Genomic DNA, 23,951 nt, shown 5'->3' on the forward strand with positions numbered 1-23,951 from the left:
TCACGATTCCTGCCGCCTCGCGGAACGATGACGTGACCCGACAGAAAAACCAGCGAGATCACTGATGGCCAGACAAGCAGCCGACATTCGCATACTGACGGTCACCGACGACCCCAGCGCACCGCGGGAACTGGAACAGATGCTCGGGAGCGACAGCGGCGCCCGCATCCTGTTTGCCGACACCACCAATGCGGTGGCCCGTACTTTCGAGGAAGGAGCGGTCGACATGATCGTCATCCATGTCGACAGCGCCGACATCGGCCTGCTGGACGCCACGGTGCGCCTGGCGCGCGACCAGAAGCATTTTGTGCCCATTTTGGCCGTGGTCGACGGCGAGGATGCACGTGCCGTACAGGCCGTGGCCACTCTTGGGGTCGAGGGATTCGTGAGCGCCATCAACATGCGCCAGTTCAAGCGCCTGGCGCGTTCCCAGCTAGAATCGCTGCAGGCGCGTCTGGATGCCCGCCAGGCACTCAGAAGCCTGGAAGATATCGAGGCACGCTACACGCTGCTGCTCGACAGTTCCAGCGAGGCCATCGCCTATCTGCACGAAGGCCTGCACATCTATGCCAACCCGGCCTACCTCGAACTGTTCGGTTTTGCCGAATTCGAAGAACTGGAAGGCCTGTCCATGCTCGACCTGTTCTCAGCATCGCGCGACGGCCAGGACCTGAAGAAGGTGCTCAAGGCCCTGTCGCGCGACGACATCCCCCAGGATGCCATGCTGCTCAAGGCCCAGCGCCAGGATGGCTCGACATTCAAGGCCTCGGTGGCCTTCTCCCCGGCCCGCTACGGTGGCGAGTACTGTGCCCAGATGCTGGTTCACGAAGAGCTGGAACAGGCCGACCCCAAGCTCCAGGCCGAACTGCAGAAACTCAAGACCCAGGACATGCTCACCGGCATGCTCAACTCGGCGTCCTTCCAGGACAGGCTCAAGGCGCAGGTGGCAGAACGCAACGACCCCAGCGGCCTGTCGGTGCTGCTGTTCTCGCTGGACAAGTTCGACGAGCTGGCTGAAAAAGTCGGTGTGGGCGCAAGCGACAACCTGATCAGCGAACAGGCCAAACTGTTTCAGTCCATCGTCGGCAAGGACCAGGTGGTCGCCCGGCTGCGCGATCACACCTTCGGCTTGCTGGCCGACTGCAAGAGTCGCGAGGAGGCCGAGAAACTCGCCACCCGCATCGTCGAGGATTGCAATGGCAAGCTGCTGGAAGTCCGCGACACCAGCCTGACGGTTTCAGGCAGCGTGGGTCTTGCCGTTGCCGGTAGCGAGGTGCCGGAACCGGTCACACTGATTGACCAGGCCGAGATGGCGCTGGCCGAAGCCCTTCGATCCGGCGGCAACAGCTTTGCACGATATCGCCCGAAGGTGTCGGGCGAAGGCGACGAAGACGATGCGATCTGGGCCGAACGACTGCGGCATGCCATCGACCACGACGAGTTCGGCCTGGTCAGCTCGGCGATTACCTGCATGGAAGACGACAACTTCCTGATCAATGATATCGAAACCAGACTTCGCGCCGAAGACAGCGACGAAGTCATCATGCCCGGCACCTACATGCCGGCTGCCAGCCGTGTCGGCATGGCCGCCAGGCTGGACCTGGACATGCTTGAGCGATTCCGGCAGTTGCTAACCGATCGCAAGCCCGATGACAGTGCACGCTGGCTGATCCCCCTGAGCCTGGACACCATCACGGATTCCGATGCGTTGGCAAGGGTCGAGACCCTGCTCGAGGAGCTTCCGGTCGATGCCAATCGCATCATCTGGGGGCTGCGCGAACAGGAGATACGAGACAAGCTCCGTCAGGCCCAGGCCTTCATTGAGCTGTTCCGCGGTCGAGGTTGCCGTTCAGCCCTGTGCGATGTCGAAGCCGGTGTGTCGGTCGACCCCATTCTGCAACACCTCGAGGTCGACTTCCTGCGCCTGGCACCTTCAGTGGTCCACGACCTGGGCAACAACGAAAAGCTGCGTGAACAGCTGTCGATCCTGGCCAAGCAGGCACAGGATCGCAATGTTCGTGTCATCGCGCCGCGCATCGATCATACCGGCGACCTGGCCACGCTGTGGCAATTCGGCATCACCCTGGTCCAGGGTGACTTCGTGCGCGAGGCTGCTACGACCTGAGCCCCCGACACCGGGGAACGGGCGCGGCTACACTGCGCCCTGCTCCAGGGCGCGAATGCGCTCATCCAGCGGGGGATGACTCATAAGCAGACGCTTGATGCCGCCACCGACCCTGCCGCGAATGCCAAACGCCTCGACCGATTCGGGCAGATGCGCCGGTTGCTGCGCCTGCTTGAGTCGCTTCAGAGCCGCAATCATGTTGCCTCGCCCGGCCAGCCGGGCACCCCCAGCATCGGCGCGGAACTCGCGCCAGCGGGAGAACGCCATGGTAATCATGCTGGCCAGCACACCCAGCACGATCTGCAGAACAATCACGGTCAGGAAGTATCCGGGGCCATAGCCACGTCCCTTGAACACCGCCCGGTCAATGACCTGCCCAATCACACGGGAGAGCAGCAGTACGAAGGTATTCAATACCCCCTGCAGCAGCGCCATCGTCACCATGTCACCGTTGGCCACGTGCGCGACCTCGTGGCCAAGCACGGCCTCGACTTCATTCTGGCGCATGCCGCGCAGCAAGCCGGTACTGACCGCAACCAGCGAGTTGCTGCGTGAAGCACCCGTGGCAAAAGCATTGGGATCAGGTGCATCGTAGATCGCCACTTCCGGGGTCGGGATCCCCGCCTCGCGCGCCTGTCGGGCCACCGTTTCCACCAGCCAGCGCTCGGTCGGGTTGGACGGCTGCTCAATGACCTTCGCCCCCGTCCCCATCAGCGCCAGCCGTTTCGACATCAGCAGCGAGATCATCGCCCCGCCCATGCCGAAGACCAGTGAGAACAGCAGAATAAAAGCATGGTTGAGCGCAATACCCTGTGCCACAAGCCAGGGTTCAAGCAGATTCATGACCACGCCAAGCACAAGCAGTACCGCCAGGTTGGTTGCCAGAAACAGTCCAATTCTTCGCATTGTCTTCCGTCTGCCTTTTCCAGTGGTTTCGGTTCCACGGATTCCTGCAAGTAGTGCGCGACCTGAGCCGATCCGCACAGGAATCCTTCCAGGCCATAAAATGGCGGCCGTCGATGATGAAAACAAGCGCTTCAGACCATCAACTCAACCGGCACATGCGAACCTATATCGGCCGCTTTGCACCTTCGCCGACAGGGCCGTTGCACTTTGGTTCGCTCGTGGCTGCTGTCGGCAGCTGGCTGCAGGCCAGGCACCAGCAGGGCCGCTGGTTGCTGAGAATCGAGGACATCGATCCGCCCCGGGTCGTGCAAGGCAGTGCCGAACAGCAGATTGCCACGCTGACCCGGTTCGGTCTGAAAGCCGACGGGCCGGTGCAGTACCAGCGTCAGTTCCATGATCGGCATGCAATGGCACTTGAGCGACTCCTGGCGTTAGGCCTGGCCTACCCCTGCGGCTGCAGTCGGCGCGACCTGCCGGCCGATGGCATCTATCCCGGCACCTGCCGCAACGGCATTCCCGACGGGCGCACCGGCCGCAGCATCCGCATGCGCACCGACCGGGCATCGACCATCGAGATCCATGATCGGGTGCAGGGAGACATCAGCGAACATCCGGGACAGCGAACGGGGGACTTTGTCATTCGACGTGCCGACGGCCTGATTGCCTATCAACTGGCCGTGGTGGTCGACGATCATGCCAGCGGGGTTACCGAAGTGGTCCGGGGCGCCGACCTGATCGGTTCGACAGCGCGGCAGGTTCATGTTTACCAGGCACTGGGGTGGCAATCGCCGGACTGGATGCACCTGCCGCTGATCGTGGATGAGCATGGCCGCAAGCTCAGCAAGTCCGAGCGTGACGATCCGATTGAAACCCGACCTGACGGCGAGGCTATGCGACTGGCCCTGAGGGCGCTGGGTCACGAACCGTCGCCGGTCAGGAAAACACTGTCCGGCATGCTCGACTGGGCGCTTGAGAACTGGAATCCGGAGCGCATACCACGCGGCCCGGTTGCCATCGGCACTCAGCCCGGACACTGATCGCATCACACGGTATTGGGGTTGATCGATAATCATGGCCGGCCCGCTGGCGATGCCGGTATACTGGAGCGTCCTCAGGCACGCATAAATCCGACTGTTGCAATGAACCCGAACTATCTCGATTTCGAGCAGCCCATTGCCGAGCTGGAAGCCAAGATCCGCGAGCTGCGCAATGTCAGCAGCGATAATTCGCTCAATATCGACGAAGAGATCCAGCGCCTCGAACATAAGTGTGCCGAGCGCACGAAGACGATCTTCGCCGAACTCAGCGACTGGCAGATCTCCCAGCTGGCGCGTCATCCGCAGCGCCCTTATACGCTCGATTACATCCCCATGATCTGCGATCGCTTCGAAGAGCTGCATGGCGACCGGCACTATGCCGATGACCATGCCATAGTTGGCGGGCCGGCGGTCATCGACGGGCGCAGCATCATGCTGATCGGCCATCAGAAGGGACGCGACACCAAGGAAAAGGTCTATCGCAACTTCGGCATGCCCCGGCCGGAAGGCTATCGCAAGGCTCAGCGGCTGATGGAGATGGCTGCACGATTTCGCATGCCGATCGTCACGTTCATCGACACCCCCGGCGCTTACCCGGGCGTGGGTGCCGAGGAACGCGGCCAGTCCGAAGCCATTGCCCGCAACCTTGCGGTCATGGCACGCCTGAAAGTGCCGATCATCTGCAATGTCATTGGCGAAGGGGGTTCTGGTGGCGCCCTGGCCATCGGAGTCGGCGATCGCACCAACATGCTGCAGTACAGCATCTATTCGGTCATTTCTCCGGAAGGCTGCGCTTCCATTCTCTGGAAGAGCGCCGAAAAGGCACCGACCGCGGCCGAGGCCATGGGGCTGACGGCCCACCGCCTCAAGAAACAGGGTCTGATTGACGAGATCGTCGCCGAACCTCCGGGCGGCGCCCATCGTTCGGCGCCCGAAGTCGCTGTGCGCTTGCGCGAAACCATCGTCGATCAACTCGATGCGCTCAGTGCCCATCCGGTAGACGAACTGCTCGAACGCCGCTACCAGGGACTGATGGCTTACGGCGCTTTCGAAGACCAGTGATCGCAGGCCCGGCCATGCCGGACCTCAACCCTCATCCGAAGCACTGGCCCGGCGACGGCCGGGCGTTACTGGCATTCAGCGGCGGCCCTGACTCCCTGTGCCTGCTGCATTGCCTGCGGAAAACACTCAACCATCGTCGGCTGATCTGCGTGCATGTCGATCACCGGCTTGATCCCGATAGCGGAAAGCGCGCACAACAGGCGCGCGCAATGGCCGAAGCGGCCGGCATCGAATGCGTCGTGCTGCCGGGTCAGCACCACGCCGGTCCGGGCCCCGAGGCCAGCGCCCGCCAGGCCCGTTACCGTGCTTTGGAAGAGTTCATGGACACGGGCGATATCCTGCTGACCGCCCACCATGCCGACGACCAGGCCGAAACCGTGCTGCTGCGCCTGCTGCGCGGGGCTTCACCGGCTGGGCTGAGCGGCATTCCACGCCTGCGGCGCTTTGCCGGCGGCTGGCTGGCACGACCACTGCTGGACTGGACCCGGGAGGACATCGAGCGGCATCTCGATCATCTCGATCTCGATCCCCTGCATGACCCGGCCAATGACGACCCGGCATTCGATCGCAACATCATTCGTCACCAGGTCCTGCCCGAGATCTGTCGGCACTGGCCGGGCGCACGGCGCGCCCTGCGACGGACGGGGCGACTGTGTGCCGGTGCTACCGAGACCCTGGCGGTGCTGACCCGTGAGGATCTGGACACACGGCAACAGCCCGACCTATCGCTCAGCCTCGAAGATACCGGGAATTGGCCGGCCTTCAGGATCGGAGAGATGATTCGACAGTGGTGCCATGACGAAGGGCTGGATTCACCCCCGGGGCGGCGCGTCGAACGCTTCGTTGATCAGTTGCGCGATGCGGCCGGTGACCGCCAGCCACAGCTGAGCTGGTCGGCCGGTCATATCCGATCCTGGCGCAAGCGGCTGTGGTTGAGCCGCCTGCCCGACCCGCCCGAAACCTGGTCATGTCGCTGGACGCAGGGGCAACGCCTGCAACTTCCCGGCAAGCTGGGAAGCCTGCGCATCGACGGGGCGACAGACCCGCCCCTGCCCCTGGAAGTCCGTTCCGGTCGGGCCGGCGAGCGCCTGAAGGTCGATGGCTCGTCTCACCATCGCAAAGTCGGCCAGCTGCTGGCCGAAGCGGGCGTACCTCCCTGGGAACGCCCGCACTGGCCGAGAATCTGGCTGGAAGATCAACTGGCCGGCGTGGGTGAGCGCTGGCTGAGCACCCCGCTCAGGGAGGCACTGGACCAGGCCCGTGCCCGCCTGATCTGGGAGACAGCATCGGTTTAGGGCTGCTAGAATCGAGCGCATGAAGAAAGAAGACAAGCAAGCGGAATCCGAAGCGCAACCCGCCGACTTCGAATCGGCACTGGGCGAGCTGGAGGAAATCGTTGAATCCCTGGAATCCGGCGAACTGTCCCTGGCCGACTCCCTGGAGCGCTTCAAGCGCGGGGTGACCCTGAGCAAACAGTGCCACCGTCTCATCGACGATGCCCGTCAGTCGGTGGAAACGCTTTCAGACCCCGACCGTGAAGACAGCGCCACCGCACAGGACGCTTAGGGACCAGTGGGAGCGCAGCCATGACCCGACACGGAGTGCTGATTGCCCTATCGACCCTGCTGATTGCCAGCGCGGCCAATGCCGAGATCTACCGCTGCGAGCGGGACAGCCAGGTGGTCTTCTCAGACCAGCCCTGCGCCGATCAGGTTGAAGTCCACCAGCCCACCAGCACCATCAGCGTGATTGCCCCGGCCGGCGACCTCGATCAGGTGGCCGAGCGCAACCGGGCATTCATCGAGTCACGGCAGGCGCAGCGCCTGGCCCTGCAACAGGCCCGGCTGGAGCAGCGCAGGCAAGCCGCCGCCGAACCCAGCCAGCGCACGAGCGAAGCCAACCGCGTGCTCTATGTGCCGGAACGCCATCTCCGCCGAGGACCCGGACCTGTACGCGATCGCCGTGCCGCCCGCCGCGACGCGCCAGGCGAACGCGAAATACGCGAACGTCAGGCACGACCGTTTTCCGCGCTCAGCGGTCCGTTTCCGGGCACGCAGCGCGATGGACGTCGTTCACGCGTAAGGGATTGACCGAGACGGGCCGCTCTCGACTCAATAGCCTTCCAGCACATCGACGCCTGGCGGCGGCTCGAACGTAAAAACCTCGGCATCAATCTCGGGATTGCGCTGAAGCCGGATAAGACGGATGCGCGTGATCTGACCAAACTGGTCATGCAGCTCCAGCAGTTCGGGCATTTCGTCACGAAAATGCAGGCGTGCCCGCTCGAAGTCGGCATCATCGGCCAGGGGCAGGAACTGGATGACCTGGTCATCGCCTGTATCCTCGATCGAATAGAAGCGATCCAGCAGCTCCGGGCGCGTCAATACCAGTAGCGGCGACTCGGCGGCATCGGGCTGGTCACGCACCGTGACCTGGTCCAGCGATTCATCGAAATGCCAGAGCTGTTCGCCATCCGCCACCATCTGCTGGGGAAACGGCGACTCGTAGTCCCAGCGGAAACGATCGGGACGACTGAAGTACAGTTGGCCTTCCACTTCCTCAATGACCCGCCCGCTGTCGTCAATGGTGACCTGCTCAAATTCACCGGACAGGGTCTCAAGATTCTCGGCAAAGCGCTCGAGTTGTTCGCGGGCATCGGCCCAGCCCAGGGTGGCGGCAGTCATCAGTGCCAGCGCAATCAGAGATCTGTGCATTCGCTTGGGGCTCCGGTAGATGATTCATGATGTCCGGCAACAGCCTGCCAGCTTCATGCTGAATGGCGGCTGAGCCGGACCGTGCGCTACTTGGGCGGCGCGGGCGCCAGCACTTCACGCTGGCCGTTGTGCTCCGGCGGACTGACCACGCCCTGCGCTTCCATTTCCTCGATCAGGCGCGCGGCCCTGTTGTAGCCGATTCTCAGGTGTCGCTGGACGCTGGAAATCGAGGCCCGCCGGCTTTCCAGAACATAGGCAACGGCCTTGTCGTAGAGTTCATCCTCTGAATCCGAACCGCCGCTTTCGGGCAGGCCGGTCACGCCGATCTGCTGGCCGTCAACGGTGGTCTGGGTGTCGGCCAGGACATCCTCCAGGTAGTCCGGCGGCCCCTGTTGCTTGAGCGATTCAACCACGGCATGGACTTCATGATCGTCGACAAACGCGCCGTGAATGCGCTCGGGCAATCCCGAGCCCGGCGGCAGGTAGAGCATGTCGCCATGTCCAAGCAGCTGCTCGGCGCCCTGCTGATCGAGGATGGTGCGGGAATCGACACGGGAAGACACCTGGAAGGCCATCCGGGTAGGAATATTGGCCTTGATCAGACCAGTGATGACATCCACCGACGGGCGCTGGGTGGCCAGGATGAGGTGTATGCCCGATGCCCTCGCCTTCTGGGCCAGACGCGCGATCAACTGCTCGATCTTCTTGCCCACGATCATCATCATGTCGGCAAACTCGTCGACCACGACCACGATATAGGGCAGTTTTTCCAACGTGGGCGGTTCTTCGCCCTCGGCCAGCTGGGATGGATCAACCAGCGGATCGGGCAGAGGCTGCCCCTTGTCGGCGGCCTCCTTGACCTTGCGGTTGTAGCCCGACAGGTTGCGCACGCCCAGTGAGGCCATCAGTCGGTAGCGCCGCTCCATCTCGGCCACGCACCAGCGCAGCGCATTGGCGGCCTCGTTCATGTCGGTCACGACGGGCGTGAGCAGATGCCGGATGCCCTCGTACACCGACAGCTCCAGCATCTTCGGATCGACCATGATCATTCGCACCTGCTCCGGCGTGGCCTTGTACAGGAAGCTCAGGATCATGGCATTGATGGCCACCGACTTGCCCGACCCGGTGGTGCCGGCAACCAGCAAGTGCGGCATGCGAGCGACGTCGGCGACGACCGGTTTGCCGGCGATGCTCTTGCCCAAGCCCAGGGTCAGTGGCGAGGAGGCGCGCGTATAGGCATCGGAGGCCAGTATCTCGCGCAGGTAGACCACCTCGCGGTTCTGATTGGGGATTTCCAGACCGATCACGCTCTTGCCGGGAATGACATCGACCACGCGTACCGAGATCACGCTCAGCCCGCGGGCCAGGTCCTTGGCCAGGTTGGAGATCTGGGCACCTTTCACGCCCGGGGCCGGTTGCAGCTCGAAACGGGTGATCACCGGGCCCGGATGCACGGCTACCACCTCGACTTCGACGCCGAAATCAGCCAGCTTCAACTCGACCTGCCGACTCATGGCCTTGAGCGCTTCCTCGGAGTATCCGGCCCGCTGACGCGGCGGGGCATCGAGCAGATCCAGCGGTGGCAGCTCACCCTCGGACAGGTTCTTGAACAGGGGCTGCTGCCTGGCCTCGCGCTTTTTCGGTTTGGGCGGTTCAGGCTCGACGCGCGGCTCGATACGCACTTCCGTGCGAGTCTTGCGCCGGTCCTGATCGCGCTTGCGCACTTCCTCGCGCTCGGCCCGGGCGCGTCGGCCGGCAATCCAGTCGCGTGCCGCCACCATTTTTTCGGCCAGCCAGGCACCGGACAACAGGATGAAACGGCCGGTGTGATCGACCACCCGCAGCCAGCTCAGGCCGGTAAACAGCGTGATACCGGCCAGGAACAGCGTAAAACTGAACAGTACCGAACCGGTCAGTCCCATGGTGCTGATCATGGGCGCGGTCAGCACATCCCCGATCACACCGCCAGGCTGCGTCAGGCTGCCCCGAGACTGCATGGCCAGCAACAGACATCCGGTCACGATGGACATCAGCAGGCCCAGGGTACGCATTCCCCACTCGGGCATGCTGGCCGGCTCGGTCCGTTCACGCAGAATACGGACACCGGCCATCCCGACCAGGACCGGCGCCACATAGGCCATGTAGCCGAACAGGAACAGGAACAGGTCCGACAGCCAGGCACCAAAGCGCCCCCCCAGGTTGCTGACTTCGGAGCCGGCCGTCTCCCGTGACCAGCCGGGATCATCGGGATGGTGACTGAGCAGGGTCAGCAGCAGGTAGACGGCCACCACCAGGATCACCAGAAACAGCGCCTCGGCCAGGCGCTGCTTCATGGCCTGCCCGGCTTCACTGCTCTTGTCGACCTGCTTGCCGCGCTTGCTCACTCCGTAGATATCCTGTCAGGTTTCTTATATAAATAACTGATTATACTTATTTCAATGCCGGGTGCACCAGCTCGCCGGAACGCACGTTCACACCCCTGGCCAGTGCCTGGCGCTGCTCCCAGTCGGGCCGCGCCATCTGCTGAACATAAGGCAGGATAGCCGCCGAAAGCGCCTGGCTGGAAGTGCGTGGCACGGCACCGGGCATGTTAGTGACACAGAAGTGGGTCACGCCATCGACCTGGTATGTCGGATCCTTGTAGGTCGTGGGACGGGTGGATTCCACGCAGCCGCCCTGGTCGACAGAAATATCAACCACAACGCTGCCTTCGTTCATCGAGCTGATCATCTCGCGCGTGACCACGTGCGGTGCCCGCGCACCGGTGACCAGCACGGCCCCGATGACCATGTCGGCCCGCGAAACATACTCGCCAACGGTTTCAATGTAGGGATAGAGCGCGGTGACATTGGAGCCGATTGCCATCATTTCCGCCAATCGGTCCTGGCGCTTGTCGAACACCGTCACCCGCGCACCGGATGCGGCGGCCAGCCGAGCGGAATTACCACCCGCCGCACCGGCACCAAGCACCACCACATGGCCGCGGTCGGCCGACGGCAGGCCGCCCAGCAGAATGCCACGGCCGCCCTGCGGCTGATGCAGCAGATGCGTGGCCACCTGCACGCCGATGCGTCCGGCGATGTTGCTCATCGGCGCCAGCAGCGGCAGCGAGCCATCGGCTTCTTCAACAGTTTCGAACGCCACGCCGGTCAGACCGATATCGATCAGCCGCTCGGTCAGTTTCGGTTCGGCAGCCAGGTGCAGGTAGCAGAACAGCAGGTGGTCGGAGCGCAGGTGATCCAGGTCCCCCTCGATCGGCTCCTTGACCTTCACCACCAGTTCAGCCTTGCCGTACAACGCGGCGGCATCGGGCAGGATGCCCACACCCACGGCCTCGAAGTCCTCCTCGGTAAAACCGCTCTTGAGGCCGGCACCCGATTCGATGAACACCTCGTGTCCGGCCCGGACCAGATCACCACAGGCTGCCGGAACCAGGGCAACACGCCCTTCCAGGGTCTTGATCTCACGGGGGATTCCGATGCGCATTTTCTTGAGTCTCCTTGGAAAACTGCCAAATAAAGTGGTCCCGGACACGGTGCCCGGGCGTCAAAGCGGCGGGACTGCTCCTCCTGCCGCACCATGAATGAATGCCGGCGATGACTGATGCCTGGAAAGCACCGTTCATCCACCGGCATGCTTGAAAGCGGACCGGACGACCCAAGCTAGTCGGGTTTGCGGCCCGGGAACCCGGATCGCCGGGTACACTACCCGCCTGACCAGACACCCTCAAATTCCGGAGAAAATTATACATGTCAGACCCGAAACATTTTCGCCTTCTGATCCTGGGATCCGGTCCCGCCGGCTACACCGCCGCGATCTATGCCGCCCGCGCCAATCTCGAGCCGGCGGTCATCACCGGCCTGGAACAGGGTGGACAGCTGATGACGACCACCGATGTCGAAAACTGGCCGGGCGACTATCCCGACCTCCAGGGGCCGGCCCTGATGCAGCGCATGGGCCAGCATGCCGAGGCCTTCGATACCCGAATCATCCTCGACCACATACACACCACCGACCTGGACACCCGCCCCTTCCGGCTTGAAGGCGACAGCGGCGTCTACACCTGCGATTCCCTGATCATCGCCACGGGCGCCTCGGCCCGCTATCTCGGGCTGGAATCCGAGGAAGCGTTCAAGGGCCGCGGCGTATCGGCCTGTGCCACCTGCGACGGTTTTTTCTATCGTGACAAGCCGGTTTCCGTGATTGGCGGCGGCAACACGGCGGTCGAGGAAGCACTCTATCTGTCCAATATCGCCAGCAAGGTAACGCTGGTGCATCGCCGCGACGCCTTGCGCGCCGAAAAGATTCTGCAGGAGCGGCTCTTTCAGCGCGAGGCCGAAGGCAAGGTGGAGATCCAGTGGGACCATGTGCTCGACGAGGTGCTGGGCGACGATGACGGCGTGACCGGCATGCGTATCCGGCATGTCAACACCGGCGACACGCAGTCGTTCGATCTCGACGCCGTGTTCATTGCCATCGGCCATGATCCCAACACAGGCATTTTCAAGGGCCAGCTCGACATGACCGACGGCTACATCCATATCCGCTCCGGACAGGACGGCATGGCCACGGCAACCAGCGTGCCGGGTGTATTCGCTGCCGGTGACGTGGCCGATCACGTCTATCGACAGGCAGTGACCTCGGCCGGATTCGGGTGCATGGCCGCGCTCGATGCAGAAAAGTTCCTTGACGACCTCGGCAGCTGATTCCGCCTGCCCACTGGATCGCTTCGCGCAGCTGCCCGAAGCGAAGTGGAATGCCCTGGCCCGGGAGACCGGGCCGTTTGTCGACTGGCGCTTTCTGGCCAGCCTGGAACAGGCCGGCTGCATCGGGGGCAATGGCTGGAACACCTGCATTTCCCTGGTTGGAGACGCTGCCGCGCCTCGGGCAGCAGCACCGGCATTCATCAAATCGCACTCGCATGGCGAGTTCGTTTTCGATTGGGCCTGGGCCCATGGTGCGCAGGCCGCCGGCCTGCGCTGGTATCCGAAACTGCTGGTGGCCGCTCCCTTCAGCCCGGTGACCGGGCCCCGTCTGCTGGGCAGCGAGCAGCATCCGGCCGCTGCGCTCGAGCTGGTCCGCGACCTGGAAGCCCGGGTACACGAGCGCAGCCTGTCATCGGCCGGCATCAACTTCTGCAGCGATTCAGACGCCGCGGTTCTGCGCGAGGCCGGCTGGCTGGAGCGTCACGACTGGCAGTTTCACTGGACCAACCCGGGCTACCGGGATTTCGACGACTTTCTTTCGCGCCTGCGACACAAGCCGCGCAAGAACATCCGGGCCGAACGCCGACGGGTCAAACAGCAGGGCTGGCAGTTCGAGTGGAAAACCGGCGAGGCATTGACGGATGCCGATATCGATCTGGCCGACCGCTGCTACCAGTCAACTTTTGCCCTGTATGGCAACCTGCCCTCCCTGAATCGTCACTTCTTCGAACTGTGCGCACGACGCTTTGGCCGGGACTTCCTGCTCTGCGTGGCCTCGCAGCACGACGAGCCGCTGGCTGCCGCCATTTTCTGGCGCGATGCTCAGCGACTCTACGGACGCTACTGGGGCAGCCTGGTGGATAGCCGGGACGTGCACTTCGAAGCCTGCTATTACCAGGGCATCGACTACTGCATTCACAACGGCCTGAAGTGGTTCGAACCCGGCGCCCAGGGCGAACACAAGATCCGACGCGGTTTTCTGCCCACCCGGACCCGTTCATTTCACTATATTCGACATCCCGGCCTGCGCCGGGCCATTGCCAACTGGCTGGTGCACGAGAAAGAAGCCCTGGGCCGGTACCGCCAGCACCTGGACACGCTTGACCCCTTCACACGATGACCTCCCCCATTCCCATTCCAGAACTTGGCAGCGCACCCGACAGCCCGTTCCCCGACCCGGCCGCCTGCATGCATCCCGAGGGACTGCTCGCCTGGGGCGGCGACCTGCACCCTACCCGACTGCTGAATGCCTACCGGCAGGGAATTTTTCCCTGGTATGAACTGGATTCGCCCATATTGTGGTGGTCCCCGGAACCGCGGGCGGTCCTTTTTCCCGGCCATATGCACCTGCCCCGGCGGCTGCGCCGGACCCTGCGCCAGGGCCGCTTCCGGGCGCAAGCCGACACCGATTTCGACGAAGTCATCCGTGCCTGCGCCCAGACCCGGTCGGGCCAGAGCGGCACCTGGATCACGCCGCAAATGGAAGGCGCCTACCGCCGCCTGCATCGCTTCGGCCATGCCCACAGCATCGAGGTCTTCATGGATGATGAACTGGCAGGCGGGCTCTACGGCGTGGCGATCGGCCGGATATTTTTCGCGGAATCGAAGTTTCACCGTCGACGTGATGCATCAAAGATTGCCCTGGCCGTACTGATGCGGGCACTGGAACATTGGGACTACCTGCTGGCCGACTGCCAGTTATGGAATCCGCACCTGGAACGGCTGGGGGTTCGCCTGCTCGCCGGCGAGCATTTTCGCGAGGTCGTGGCCATCGGGGTGGAGCAGGAGTCGGCAGACGATGCCTGGGACCCGGACCTGGAAGGAGTCAACCTGATCGACTGGTGAGACTGATCACCGTCTCGTCGCCCTCGACGGGCCCGCGCTTGATTCGGGCCAGCCGCACCGCGCCCCGGGCCAAGGCGTTGTAGAGATCGGCCTGCGGCTTGTCCAGCACATGGGCCACGGCCTCGTGCAGCCGTTCGATGGCCTCAGAATCGCCGCGCTCATAGGGTCCGGTCAACGCAGTGGCGGCGGGCCGGTCGGCCAGGGCAGTCAGCGTGCCGAACTGCAAGTCGGCCAGCATGTTTTTCGCATCTTCCTCGTCCACGCCGGCGGCAACGGCCAGCTCCCGGGCCAGGCCATTGATCACGACCAGAAAGTTGCTGGCGGCCACGGTGGCCGCATGCCAGGCGGCCTTGTTGGCCGGCGCAAAGGTCGAAAAGCGGGCCCCGCATTTCTCGAACACCGGGCCGAGACTTTTCAGCGCCCCGGCATCCCCCTCCCCCAGGCACCAGGTGTTGTCGAAGTGCGCGACGGCATGCTCGGGGTTGGCAAATGCCCGCAGGGGATGGACCGCGGCGTGTTTACCGCCCAGCGAGACCAGGGCACTGGAAGAGACCGATCCGGACAGGTGAAAAACCAGCTCCGGCTGTCCGGTCAGCTTGCTGGCAGCACGCTCGGCGGTTTGTTCAATAACGCCGTCGGGCAGCCCCAACAGCAGCCAGTCGCTGCTGATGTCTGGTGGAAGCTGCTCAGCGGCCCGGCCGGCGCCGATAAAGGTCACGGCCTCCTGCGCGCTTTCCAGCGAACGGTTGACCACGCAGCCAATATCAACCAGCCCGCCCTGATGCATGAGATGTGCAAGCACACGGGCCGTGCGTCCACAGCCCAGCACATGCAGGCGCGCCCGGGTCACTCCGGGAAACCCTCCGCTTCGAGAAAATCGGTAACCAGCGATTCCGGCAGGGCCGGCACGTCCCCCCCGGCGGCATCCAGGTAATCGGCCAGATCATCCAGCCCCTCTTCATAGGACCGTCCGATCATCCCCGGCAGCAGCAGTCCCAGGTAACGTCCCACCAGGTCGAAGGTTCCAGACTGGATTCCCATGCCCCAGCGCACCCGGTATCCGTCCACATCGTCCTCGATCACGAACCAGCCCCGAGCCTGTCGGTCGCCGAACTCGAGCGCATAGTCAATTCGCTGCAAGGGATCGATGGATGTAATCCACATTCGGCTGGCCCCGACATCGGCCTCTTCCCGCCATACCAGGGTGCTGCCGATTCCCGACGGCCTGCCCTCCAGCCGAAACGAATCCGGCGCCTCGTCGGCCAGCCAGGGGCTCCACTGCGTGAAGTGACGCAGGTCCGAGAGTACCGCGAACAGATTTTCGCGCGGATGATCGAACACCCGATCGCGCTCGACGGCAACCGTGCGTGGCAACATGAAACCGACGATCACCAGGACAATCACCACGGCCAGAAGTATGACCAGCAGACGTCTGAGCACGGTCAGCCCCCTTCCCGATCAATGATGGCGGTCATGCTTCCAGGCATCGTGGTCGTGGTCCTGCTCCCATTCAAACTCATTGTCCTCATCCTCTTCATCTTCCCAGTCATATCGCTTCAGGGGCGGCAGATCCCAGCGGCGATACAGCACGGCCATGATCACGCCAATCGCCATGCCACTGGCGTGCAACTCCCAGCTGGTGCCCGGCTGAGTGGGCAATACACCCCAGACCATCGAGCCGTAGAAAAACCAGATCATCAGCGACACACCCACCGAGCGCAGGTCACGTCTCAGGATACCCGAGACGAACACGAAGGCCAGAATGCCGTATACCAGCCCGCTGGCACCAATATGGATGCTGGGCCGGGCAAAGATCCAGGCCAGGGCCGCCGAACCGATGTAGATGGCCGGCAAGGCCCGCAAGGCTGAATTGGGATAGAGAAACAGCATGGCCACGCCGCCGACAAACAGGGGCAGGCTGTTGGACGCGATATGAGTCAGACTGCCATGCAGCAGGGGCGTGGTCACGAGCCCGAGCAGACCGTCGGCCTCGCGTGGTCGCAGTCCGAACCTGGCCAGCTCCAGGCCCAGCAGGCGGTCGATCGCATAGACCAGCCAGACCACGGTCACGAAGACCAGCGTCAACCTTATGGCCAGGCGAAAATTGCTACGGGCCCGATGCGACGCCGTGAATTCCGGATCGGGGGTACGCAGATCCATCTATGCCTCGTGTCCCGTTCTCAGGCCTTCGGCAATGATCTCATGGGCTTGTCGACGGAGGTCACCGACATCTGCAGCCGACATCCCGGTGGTGTCGATGGGTGCGTGAAAGCGCAGGCGCACTCGGCCCGGCCGCAGTCTCAGGCTGTCGGCCGGCAGAATATCGCGGCTGCCGATCACCGACACCGGCAGCAGGGGCAACTGCTGGTCGATCGCCACCCGGAACGCGCCCTTCTTGAATCGCATCAGTTCCCCGCTGCGACTGCGAGTGCCCTCGGGAAAGAACATCAGTCCCGTGCCTGGTTTCAGCCGCTCAACGGCACGATTGATGGCGGTGCGCGCCTGGTCAGGATCGGAACGGTTGATGAAGACATGTCCGATGGCGCGACAACCGGCGGCCACGAAGGGAATCCTTCCGACCTCGGCCTTGGCCACCCAGCGCAGATCCAGCCCGCTGAATCCGTAGACCACCGGAATATCGAACTGACTCTGGTGATTGGCCACCACGACATAGGAGCGGGACGGATCGACCCCATCCAGTCCTTCCACCGAGACCCTGACCGGGACCAGCCAGGCCAGCATTCGACCCCAGTTGGCGGCAATGCAGCGATTGGCCAGCCGGGGTGAAACCAGCAGCGCCAGCGGTACGGCAAGTACGGCACTGACCAGTGTCGTCAATGCGGCCAGTGGTACGTATACCAGCCACATCCAGATGGGATAGAGACGCGAGAGAAACGATGCGGGAGCGGAAGTCATGGATCGCTATCCTACACAAATCCCGCCGCAGCCGGTGCCCTGGAGGGAAGGTGGCCCCAGCCTCCCGGACCGACACGAAGCAACGACGAAAAAGGGGGCGTCATGAGACGCCCCCCGGTATTGCGGTATCGGCGATTGCGCGAGTCAGGCCGCTTTGACCTTGCCCTTGCGCTCACCTTCCAGCAGACGTCCCGAACCGATCTCGATCTTGCGCGGCTTCATCTGTTCGGGCAGTTCACGCACCATGTCGATATGCAGCAGGCCGTTCTCCAGGCTGGCGCCATCCACCTTGACGTGGTCGGCAAGCTGGAAACGGCGCTCGAACGAACGCGTGGCGATGCCGCGATACAGAAACTCGCGATCCTCGTTGTCATCGCGCTCCTCGTGCTTGCTGCCCGAGATGGTCAGCGTGTTCTGCTCGCTGGTGATTTCAATCTCGTCCTCGCTAAAGCCGGCCACCGCCATGGTAATGCGGTAGCGATCCTCACCGAGCGACTCGACGTTATAGGGCGGATAGCCGTTGCTGTCCACGCGCGAGGCGTTAGTCAGCATGTCAGCCAGGCGATCAAAGCCAATCGCCGTCCGATACAGGGGAGAGAGATCAAACGTATTCATAACCGTATCCTCCTTTTGAAGCAATCGGTCGAATTTTCAGGATGTGCCCGCCTGCGTGGAGGCCGGGCGTTGATTCGAGGTCCCGTTTCCGGCGACCTCGGTGATAGAGGTAGGGACGTGCTGGGGAATTTCAAGGGGCTGGGGTTGGTGATGGCCAGAGGGGTGGATGGGAAGAGGGAGAGAGGGAGAGAGGGGTAGAGGAAGAGAGGGTAAAAGCACCGAGCTCCTGGCCCGTCTTCCCTCTTCCCCTCTACTCTTCATCCCCCTCTACCCTCCTCCCCCTCTACCCGTCCCCATACTCCACCGCGATCACCGTCAGCGCACGCTCCCCCGAAGGCGTACGCACCACGGCCTCGTCGTCGATCGCCTTGCCCAGCAGGGCCCGGGCTACGGGTGAATCCACCGAGATCCAGCCGGCATCGGCATCGGTTTCGTCGGCACCGACGATTCGATAAGTCACCTTGCTGTTGTCTTCCTCTTCCAGGGTGACGGTGGCACCGAAGAAGACTTTGCCCGGGTTGTCGGTGCGTGCTGCCACCGGCTGGACTTCGTCGAGGCGTTTCTGCAGGTAGCGGATACGCCGATCGATCTCGCGCAACTGCTTCTTGCGATAAATGTACTCGGCGTTCTCCGAGCGATCACCTTCGGCGGCGGCCGCGGCCAGTGCCACGGTCACCTCGCGGCGAAGCTTCCAGCGCTGCTTGAGTTCATCCTGCAGCCGGCGGTGACCGGCTGCCGTGATATACGGTGAACGCAAGTCACAGACCACCTTCGGTCAGCTTGAGCGGATCGAGCAGCTTTTCCAGCTCCTCGCGCGACAGGTCGGTCAACTCGGCAGCCACGTCGATGATCGGGCGTCCCTCGGCATAGGCCTGCTTGGCCGCCGCGGCGCCTTTTTCATAGCCGATCACGCGGTTGAGCGCGGTCACCAGGATGGGATTGCGACACAGTGCCTCGCCCAGTCGATCCTCGCGCACATTGAACGTCGCAATGGCCCGATCGGCCAGCAGGCGGGACGCGTTACCCAGGATCTCCAGGCTTTCCAGCAGGGTGGCACCCACCACCGGCAACATGACATTGAGCTGGAAATTGCCGGACTGACCGGCAACGGTAATCGTGCCGTCATTACCCATCACCCGGGCAGCGACCATGCAGACGGCTTCGGGAATGACCGGGTTGACCTTGCCCGGCATGATCGAACTGCCCGGCTGCAGGGCTTCGAGCTCGATCTCGCCCAGCCCGGCCAACGGCCCGGAGTTCATCCAGCGCAGGTCGTTGGCGATCTTCATCAAGGCCACCGCCAGCCCCTTGAGCTGTCCGGAAAGCTCGACGGCAACATCCTGGCTGGCAATGCCTTCGAACTTGTTGTCGGCCGACACGAACTCGAAGCCCGTGGTGCGGGCCAGATGATCGGCGACCCGCTCGCCGAACTCGGCATGCGCATTGATGCCCGTGCCCACGGCGGTGCCACCCTGGGGCAGCCGACGCATGCGGTCGAGTGCATCCTGGATTCGCCGATAGGCGCTGCGAATCTGGGCCGCCCAGGTCTGAAGCTCCTGGCCCAGCGTCACCGGCATGGCATCCATCAAGTGCGTGCGGCCGGTCTTGGCCACACCCGAGAGCTCACCGGCACGCTTTTCCAGAACCGAATGCAGGTGCTTGAGTGCCGGCAGGAGGTGCTCGGAGGCCTGCAGGCAGGCACTGACCTGGATGGCGGTCGGAATCACATCGTTGGAGCTCTGGCTCATGTTGACGTGATCATTGGGGTGAACACCGAGCTGCCCTTTCGAGTCGGCCAGGCGGGCGATGACCTCGTTGCTGTTCATGTTCGAGCTGGTACCCGAACCGGTCTGGTAGATATCGACCGGGAAATGCTCGTCGTAACGATTGTCAGCCACCTTGCCGGCCGCCTCTGCGATGGCATCGGCCCGCGCATCATCGAGCAGCTGCAGGTCACGGTTGGCCTGGGCGCAGGCTGCCTTGATCAGGCCCAGCGCGCGGATGAAGGGCGCCGGCATGGGCTGGCCGCTGATGGGAAAGTTGTTCACGGCACGCTGGGTCTGAGCCCCCCAGAGTGCATCGGCGGGCACTTTGAGCTCGCCCATGCTGTCACGTTCTGTTCGATACTCACTCATGATTGAATTGGTCCTGGTCCTGGTTCTGGATTCTGGCAATGTGGGGTCCCCGGCAGGAGGTTCCCGACCTCCTGGATCGCGGGCAGCAGTTAAATCCCTGCAATTATCGGATTCCAGGCCATTTATTTCAATCGGATCTCTGACCGCCCGGATATCAGTGAACCGCCAAGTCCTGAATCCGCGTTTATCTGCGTTCGTCTGCGGCTTTCAAATCAAACCGGCAACCCGGTCCCTGGATGGATGGTTCGTGCGAAGATAGCCGAATGTTTGCCGCTATCGTCTTCGCGCTTCGTGTCGCCGGCGCCACCGCGCTGCTGAGTCTCAACACAATTGTTCATGTCGGACCATTGCTACTGGTGGCACTGGCCAAACTGGTCGTGCCCGGAAGACGCGTGCGTCGCGGGTTGGATCGGATGCTGATGGCCATTGCCGGCAGCTGGATCGGCGTGAATTCCTGGATGATCGATCACCTGACCACGACCCGCATCGAGGTCAGTGGCCTGCCCGAGCCCGATCCGGAGGGCCAGATGCTGGTGATCTGCAATCACCAGAGCTGGGTCGACATTCCGATTCTGCAAAAGCTGTTCAATCGCCGCTTGCCATTGCTGCGCTTCTTTCTCAAAAGGCAGCTGATCTGGGTCCCCCTGCTTGGCTTGGCCTGGTGGGCGCTGGACTTTCCTTTCATGAAGCGCCACAGCCGCGAGCAGATCAGGCGCCGACCGGAACTGGCTCGCGACGATGTACTGGCGACCCGCGCGGCCTGCGCCCGTTTCCGCGATCTGCCAGTAGCCATCGTCAACTTCGTTGAAGGCACCCGGTTCAGGCCTGCACGCCATGCCGCCCAGTCCTCACCCTATCGGCACCTGCTCAAACCCCGCGCAGGCGGTGTGGCGTTTACCTTTGATGCCATGGGTGATGCGCTGGAACGCATTGTCGATGTCACGATCGTCTATCCGCACGGCCGGCCGCGCCTGGTCGACCTGTTTGCCAATCGTGTCAGGGAAGTCCGGGTCGCCATACAAAGCTACCCCGTGCCCGACTGGCTGCAAAGTGGCGACTACCTGGGCGATCCCGAGTTTCGCGACCGCGTACGCGACTGGATCAACACGCTCTGGCAGGAAAAGGACCAGCTTTACAGGCAATTGGCGCGTTGAGAGGGACATTGCAAGGCTGCGGGGTTATGGGCATGCTATCTTTGGCCAATAGCTAACCTGATTATTCGTATTTCACAGTCATACCCTGTTTTTTGCTTGGGCAAAGCGCAGTTGAAACCAAGGCCTAAAGTTGGCTGAAACATCTGCACAATCAGGTTGATCAACGAGGTGACATGGAAAGACTTGGCCGCTATCGGATTACCCGTGAACTGGGTCGTGGATCGATGTCCATCGTCTACGAAGCCTTTGATCCTCATATTGATCGCCACCTGGCCATCAAGGTGCTGCGCGAACGTTATGCCCGCGATGTAAAAAGCCGCCAGCGCTTTCTCCGCGAGGCACGGTCGGCCGGCGGCCTGAGTCATCCGGGCATTGTGACCGTCTTCGATGTAGGCCAGGCCGATGGCCTGCCCTACATGGTCATGGAAAGACTGCAGGGTCAGAGCCTGGATTCCTATCTTGAAGAAGTGCCGGCACTTGATGCACGACGTGTCATTGAAATCGGCATTCAGCTGGCCGGCGCTCTCCACTATGCCCATGAGCGAGGCATCGTGCATCGCGATGTCAAACCCTCCAACATCTTCATTGACCCCGAATCCGGGCTGGTCAAACTGGTGGATTTCGGTATCGCCGCCATTGATCGTCGACTGCGTGAAGGTCAGGCGGGCCAGGATGCGTCCATTGTCGGAACGCCGCGCTACATGCCGCCGGAGCAGTTGCAGGGAGAACGCCCCGACCAACGCTCCGACCTCTACAGTCTGGGCGTGGTGCTGTACCGCGCGCTTTCCGGCCATCTGCCGTTCCAGGGCGAGCCTCTGGCCGCCCTGATCCGCCAGATCGTCAATGATGCCCCGCCACGCTTGAGCGCTCATGATCCCCACACTCCGGTGGAGCTGGTCGAGCTCGTGACTCGCCTGCTGGCCAAGGAACCGGAGGCCCGCCATGCCGACGGGGCCCTGATCCGGGAAGAACTGCAGGAAATTCGCTCTGACCTTGACCGGGGACTTCTGAAGCAGGCTCGCGGCGCAGCGCCCGCGTGGCGCTGGCCACTTGCCCTGAGCCTTTGCCTGGCGCTGGTTCTGGGCGCCGGACTCACCTGGGTCTGGCACAGTCAGCGCGCCACGATGACCGAAACCACGCTGGGATTCGGTGATGGCCTGGCCTCGGTCATTGCTCGGGAAACCGCGGAAGCCCTGTTGCTGGAGGATGCCACCGCCCTGGGCAATCTGGTCGACGACTTTGCCGCCAATGACCGCATTACGCACCTGCACATCGTCGACCGCCATGGTCAGGTTCAAGCCAGCACCAATCCGTTTCTGCAAGGTGAGGAGCCGCCGATTCTGTCAGGCACGGCAGTAGAGCGCGACGGTGGTCATGTCAGACTGGTCATGATGGACGATGGTCATCTGGAATTTCAGGCGCCGATCCGTTTCCAGGGTCGGCGAATCGGGCAGGCCCAGCTTGGCGTGGACGGCAGTCAGCTCCAGACCACGGCGTGGACCACGATGTGGATGCTGGCTATCGTCTTTCTGGCCACTGTGCTGGTCAGCGCCATTGGTTTTGCCTGGATCGCCCGCTCGCAACGCCGGTCGATACAACGTCTGGCCTGGGGGCTGCAGCGAATCGCTCGCGGTCAGTACGACTTCCGGCTCGACGATACGCGGCTGGATGCACTGTCCACGCTGTTTCGACGATTCAACGACATGGCCGTCCGGCTGGATGAGCGGCATGGCCATGAGAAATCCCGCATGCCCGCGCCACTGCTACCGAGCGGCGAAGACACGCTGGAAGGCGAAATCGACGATACCCGGGAGATGGATGCGGCAGACCGGCCAGTTTCCCTGCGCAGCATTAGTGGCGGGAAGGATGACGACTCGAGTACGTCATAGCGCCTCCAGCCGTCGGAGCACTTCGCGAGCACGCTCCAGGTAGACCTCGGCCGGCCTGAAACCCGGATCCAATTCCAGCACGCGCTCCCAGTCGGCTACGGCAGCTTCCACATCCTGTTCGCGCCAGGCACGCAGCGCACGGTCATGGTAGTGCTCGACCTCATTGGCGCGGGCCTCGGACAGTGATTCAGACACTGCTGCCTCCGGAACCGCTTCAGGCTCGTCATGCGCCTCGGGCACGATTTCCGGTGTGACCTCGCTCTCATGATCGATCAGCGCCGCCTCAATCGGAACATCTTCAGCCGACTCGGTGTCTGCGGGCACTTTCAACAGTTGGCCGGGCTGCAACAGTCGCGGGCGCTCGATACTGTTCAGGCGGGCCAGGGAATAGAACAACATGCCATTGCCTGCATGACGTGCGGCCAGCTCCGAAAGCGTGTCGCCGGGCTCGACCAGAATTTCGCGGTGTGTTTCACCCAGCAAGGACTCCGGTGCTTCCCGGATCTGGCGCAGCAACAGCCGGGCAAGTCCATGGTCACCCCGTTCCGACAAGAGCTCGGTCAGCAATTCTTCAGCCATTTCGGGGTCTCCGTCCTGCAGCAGCACCAATGCCTGGTCCAATTGATCCAGCTGTTCTGGCTCCTCGGCAGTGGCAGGCTCCGGTTCGGGCTCCGGCTCCCAGCGCCGCTGTTCGAACAACTGACAAGCGGCCAGCATCATGATGCTCATCACCATCAGCAGCATTCGAACCATCATGTCGGAAGCGCATCCCGGGCCAGTATAGAGGCTACAGTGTATCAACCCCTTTCGATTGGCAGGCCATGCCATCGGCCCCTGCGTTAAAATG

General features: G+C 62.8%; 23 protein-coding genes. 11 read left to right on the forward strand and 12 right to left on the reverse strand.

Annotated features, from left to right (window positions below; genetic code table 11):
- Positions 1–64 precede the first annotated feature (64 nt).
- Positions 65–2,125 (forward strand): EAL domain-containing protein, encoded by a 2,061-nt coding sequence (locus tag IC757_RS08675; protein WP_190973924.1) that lies wholly within the window; start codon positions 65–67, stop codon positions 2,123–2,125.
- Between the two features lie 27 nt (positions 2,126–2,152).
- Here the strand turns inward: IC757_RS08675 and htpX are convergent, their stop codons facing one another.
- On the reverse strand, positions 2,153–3,031 hold the full coding sequence (gene htpX / locus IC757_RS08680) for a protease HtpX (protein ID WP_190973925.1): 879 nt from the start codon (positions 3,029–3,031) through the stop codon (positions 2,153–2,155).
- A gap of 113 nt (positions 3,032–3,144) precedes the next feature.
- On the opposite strand from htpX, the gene gluQRS reads away from it, so the two are divergent.
- The 5 genes from gluQRS (at position 3,145) to IC757_RS08705 (ending at position 7,220) form a co-directional block, all read left to right on the forward strand.
- Entirely contained in the window at positions 3,145–4,068 is a 924-nt protein-coding gene (gene gluQRS / locus IC757_RS08685; RefSeq protein ID WP_223846071.1) for a tRNA glutamyl-Q(34) synthetase GluQRS, read from the forward strand.
- A 102-nt stretch (positions 4,069–4,170) separates the two neighbouring features.
- Entirely contained in the window at positions 4,171–5,130 is a 960-nt protein-coding gene (locus tag IC757_RS08690; protein WP_190973926.1) for an acetyl-CoA carboxylase carboxyltransferase subunit alpha, read from the forward strand.
- A gap of 14 nt (positions 5,131–5,144) precedes the next feature.
- A complete protein-coding gene (tilS, locus tag IC757_RS08695; RefSeq protein WP_190973927.1) occupies positions 5,145–6,425 on the forward strand; it encodes a tRNA lysidine(34) synthetase TilS in 1,281 nt (426 codons plus the stop codon).
- A gap of 19 nt (positions 6,426–6,444) precedes the next feature.
- Positions 6,445–6,696 carry an exodeoxyribonuclease VII small subunit gene (locus tag IC757_RS08700; protein WP_190973928.1) on the forward strand — a complete coding sequence of 84 codons (252 nt, stop codon included), beginning with the start codon at positions 6,445–6,447 and terminating at the stop codon, positions 6,694–6,696.
- A 20-nt stretch (positions 6,697–6,716) separates the two neighbouring features.
- A complete protein-coding gene (locus IC757_RS08705; RefSeq protein WP_190973929.1) occupies positions 6,717–7,220 on the forward strand; it encodes a DUF4124 domain-containing protein in 504 nt (167 codons plus the stop codon).
- A gap of 21 nt (positions 7,221–7,241) precedes the next feature.
- On the opposite strand, the gene lolA is transcribed toward IC757_RS08705, so the two are convergent.
- From lolA to ald, 3 genes are all read right to left on the reverse strand, one after another.
- Entirely contained in the window at positions 7,242–7,844 is a 603-nt protein-coding gene (gene lolA, locus IC757_RS08710; RefSeq protein WP_190973930.1) for an outer membrane lipoprotein chaperone LolA, read from the reverse strand.
- Positions 7,845–7,930: 86 nt separating this feature from the next.
- Positions 7,931–10,228 carry a DNA translocase FtsK gene (locus tag IC757_RS16720; RefSeq protein ID WP_317976320.1) on the reverse strand — a complete coding sequence of 766 codons (2,298 nt, stop codon included), beginning with the start codon at positions 10,226–10,228 and terminating at the stop codon, positions 7,931–7,933.
- A 46-nt stretch (positions 10,229–10,274) separates the two neighbouring features.
- Positions 10,275–11,330, reverse strand: a complete 1,056-nt coding sequence (gene ald, locus IC757_RS08720; RefSeq protein WP_190973931.1) for an alanine dehydrogenase — start codon at positions 11,328–11,330, stop codon at positions 10,275–10,277.
- A 263-nt stretch (positions 11,331–11,593) separates the two neighbouring features.
- Between ald and trxB the strand changes: the two genes are divergently transcribed.
- Genes trxB through aat form a run of 3 tightly spaced genes read left to right on the forward strand, consistent with a single transcriptional unit; the run spans position 11,594 to position 14,395 of the window.
- Positions 11,594–12,550 (forward strand): thioredoxin-disulfide reductase, encoded by a 957-nt coding sequence (trxB, locus tag IC757_RS08725; RefSeq protein ID WP_190973932.1) that lies wholly within the window; start codon positions 11,594–11,596, stop codon positions 12,548–12,550.
- Positions 12,531–13,670 (forward strand): GNAT family N-acetyltransferase, encoded by a 1,140-nt coding sequence (locus IC757_RS08730; protein WP_190973933.1) that lies wholly within the window; start codon positions 12,531–12,533, stop codon positions 13,668–13,670. Before trxB ends, IC757_RS08730 begins: the two co-directional genes overlap by 20 nt.
- The gene (gene aat / locus IC757_RS08735) at positions 13,667–14,395 is read left to right on the forward strand and encodes a leucyl/phenylalanyl-tRNA--protein transferase (protein ID WP_190973934.1); all 729 of its coding nucleotides are present in this window, start codon (positions 13,667–13,669) and stop codon (positions 14,393–14,395) included. Before IC757_RS08730 ends, aat begins: the two co-directional genes overlap by 4 nt.
- Here the strand turns inward: aat and IC757_RS08740 are convergent.
- From IC757_RS08740 to IC757_RS08770, 7 genes are all read right to left on the reverse strand, one after another.
- The gene (locus IC757_RS08740; RefSeq protein WP_190973935.1) at positions 14,376–15,245 is read right to left on the reverse strand and encodes a Rossmann-like and DUF2520 domain-containing protein; all 870 of its coding nucleotides are present in this window, start codon (positions 15,243–15,245) and stop codon (positions 14,376–14,378) included. The two genes, aat and IC757_RS08740, sit on opposite strands and share 20 nt — an antisense overlap.
- Positions 15,242–15,835 (reverse strand): SRPBCC family protein, encoded by a 594-nt coding sequence (locus IC757_RS08745; RefSeq protein WP_190973936.1) that lies wholly within the window; start codon positions 15,833–15,835, stop codon positions 15,242–15,244. The genes IC757_RS08740 and IC757_RS08745 overlap by 4 nt, the downstream gene beginning before the upstream one ends.
- An 18-nt stretch (positions 15,836–15,853) precedes the next feature.
- Positions 15,854–16,555, reverse strand: a complete 702-nt coding sequence (locus IC757_RS08750; protein WP_190973937.1) for a rhomboid family intramembrane serine protease — start codon at positions 16,553–16,555, stop codon at positions 15,854–15,856.
- Positions 16,556–17,311 carry a lysophospholipid acyltransferase family protein gene (locus IC757_RS08755; protein ID WP_190973938.1) on the reverse strand — a complete coding sequence of 252 codons (756 nt, stop codon included), beginning with the start codon at positions 17,309–17,311 and terminating at the stop codon, positions 16,556–16,558.
- A gap of 144 nt (positions 17,312–17,455) precedes the next feature.
- Positions 17,456–17,926 (reverse strand): Hsp20 family protein, encoded by a 471-nt coding sequence (locus IC757_RS08760; RefSeq protein ID WP_190973939.1) that lies wholly within the window; start codon positions 17,924–17,926, stop codon positions 17,456–17,458.
- A 283-nt stretch (positions 17,927–18,209) separates the two neighbouring features.
- On the reverse strand, positions 18,210–18,683 hold the full coding sequence (gene greB, locus IC757_RS08765; RefSeq protein ID WP_223846072.1) for a transcription elongation factor GreB: 474 nt from the start codon (positions 18,681–18,683) through the stop codon (positions 18,210–18,212).
- Between the two features lies 1 nt (position 18,684).
- Positions 18,685–20,061, reverse strand: coding sequence for a class II fumarate hydratase (locus tag IC757_RS08770; protein WP_190973941.1), 1,377 nt, complete (start codon positions 20,059–20,061; stop codon positions 18,685–18,687).
- A 263-nt stretch (positions 20,062–20,324) separates the two neighbouring features.
- Between IC757_RS08770 and IC757_RS08775 the strand changes: the two genes are divergently transcribed.
- Both IC757_RS08775 and IC757_RS08780 read left to right on the forward strand, forming a co-directional pair.
- On the forward strand, positions 20,325–21,215 hold the full coding sequence (locus IC757_RS08775; protein WP_190973942.1) for an acyltransferase: 891 nt from the start codon (positions 20,325–20,327) through the stop codon (positions 21,213–21,215).
- 173 nt (positions 21,216–21,388) lie between these two features.
- Positions 21,389–23,104 carry a serine/threonine-protein kinase gene (locus IC757_RS08780; RefSeq protein ID WP_190973943.1) on the forward strand — a complete coding sequence of 572 codons (1,716 nt, stop codon included), beginning with the start codon at positions 21,389–21,391 and terminating at the stop codon, positions 23,102–23,104.
- On the opposite strand, the gene IC757_RS08785 is transcribed toward IC757_RS08780, so the two are convergent.
- Positions 23,099–23,860 (reverse strand): LysM peptidoglycan-binding domain-containing protein, encoded by a 762-nt coding sequence (locus IC757_RS08785; protein WP_190973944.1) that lies wholly within the window; start codon positions 23,858–23,860, stop codon positions 23,099–23,101. The two genes, IC757_RS08780 and IC757_RS08785, sit on opposite strands and share 6 nt — an antisense overlap.
- Positions 23,861–23,951 lie beyond the last annotated feature (91 nt).

This window comes from Wenzhouxiangella sp. AB-CW3, assembly GCF_014725735.1.
Classification (GTDB): Bacteria; Pseudomonadota; Gammaproteobacteria; order Xanthomonadales; family Wenzhouxiangellaceae; genus Wenzhouxiangella.